We start from the raw sequence: 1,145 nt of genomic DNA on the forward strand, positions 1-1,145 counted from the left end.
TAATGATTAAGATAACTTCTGAAAGTCAAGGAATTGTTCGCACCACCTCTTTGCAAAGCTGACGCGTTTCGTTATTTTCTCGAACGTTTCCTGAACGAGGTTTTTGAATTCCGCTTCGTTTTCAACGACGATCGGTGCCATCGTCCATTTGAGATACTTCCAGACTTGCTCGATTGGATTCAGGTGTGGTGAGCCTGATGGAATGAAAATAAGGTCGATCCCGAGCTTGTGCGCGCGCTTGCGCGTGTATTCACATCTATGTGAACCGTGCTTGTCCAAGACGAGCAGAATCCGCTTGCCGGGATTCTGCTCGCGGATCTTCTCTAATACCCCGCAAATCTGCTCTTTCTCTTCGTTCTCAGTGAACGTTACCAGACTCTCACCGTTGAGGGCGTAGAATCCGACCGCAGAATCGTGTGTCTTGACTAACTCCCGTTCAATGTGAGGATCGTCAACGTACCAAACACGCCGCGAATTATCGTACGGCTGTGGCTTCGATGCATCAAAAAACCCGAGGACAGTACCGCCATCAGTACAGATATCGTCCTCAACAACCCACCCGTCTTCGTCTTCTCCCTCACGTTTGTTGTGGGGCTGGTCGTCCTCGTCGAGCGCGTCGTCGACGCGCTCTTCGAGGATTTCATCAGGGTTCTCTGGTCGGTGTGGACGCTTTGGTCGTGGTTTCGCATAGGAGAGACCGAGGTCACGGAGGAATTTGCCGAGATAATCTGGATGGTATTCAACGTCGAATTCGTCGATCAACAGCTGCTGGATCTCCTGTGATTTCCACGGTTGCCCTTCACGCAGAAGTTCGAGGAGTCTCTGTTGCTCGTCTTCGTCGAGCTTCGGGGGCCTGCCGCCCCCGAAGTTCGGGGTGAGCTGACCAAGACCGCCTTCGTTCCAACGGTGAAGCCATCGGTTACCAGTTGACTCTGATTTTCCGACATCGTCAGCCGCTTCTGTCGGTGTTGCACCTTTGTAGAGGCGTTTGACGAAGGTGAGCCGCTTGCTCACCTTCTCGTCATCTGTCTGATTGAGCAACCGATCCAGATCTTCTTCGGTCAAGTGTTTCTCAACCTTCAATCGGCGATCTCCACTCATTACCTCCTATTCTTACTGCTCTCCCATAACTTTCCTCGCTTATT

General features: G+C 51.5%; 1 protein-coding gene. It reads right to left on the reverse strand.

The window, feature by feature from the left end:
• Positions 1-6: 6 nt before the first annotated feature.
• Entirely contained in the window at positions 7-1,101 is a 1,095-nt protein-coding gene (locus tag C437_RS12105) for an IS630 family transposase (RefSeq protein ID WP_004517249.1), read from the reverse strand.
• Positions 1,102-1,145 lie beyond the last annotated feature (44 nt).

It is taken from the genome of Haloarcula vallismortis ATCC 29715 (genome assembly GCF_000337775.1).
GTDB lineage: Archaea > Halobacteriota > Halobacteria > Halobacteriales > Haloarculaceae > Haloarcula > Haloarcula vallismortis.